Genomic DNA, 216 nt, shown 5'->3' with positions numbered 1-216 from the left:
GGTCAAGACGCTCGACGGTGTCGCGGACGACTGGCCGATCCGCTACGACGACCTCAAGCCGTACCACGACGAGGTCGACGAAGTCATCGGCGTCTCCGGAGTCGACGGCGACACCGCCTACCCCGAAGGTCTCGAATCCCCGCTGCCGCCCCACCCGTTGGGCAAGCCCGGCATGAAATCGGCCGAAGCCGCGAACAAGCTCGGCTGGCACTGGTG

The 216-nt window shown here is 67.1% G+C and carries 1 pseudogene; it reads left to right on the top strand.

Annotation, left to right across the window (positions count from 1 at the left end):
- A pseudogene (locus QM841_RS43065) lies at nucleotides 1-216 on the top strand (GMC family oxidoreductase); the annotation flags it as partial.

Source organism: Rhodococcus sp. IEGM 1307, from assembly GCF_030056915.1.
GTDB classification, from domain to species: Bacteria; Actinomycetota; Actinomycetes; order Mycobacteriales; family Mycobacteriaceae; genus Rhodococcus_F; species Rhodococcus_F opacus_D.
Note: the sequence above shows the minus strand (reverse complement) of the source record. Positions and strands in the feature narration are given on the sequence as shown.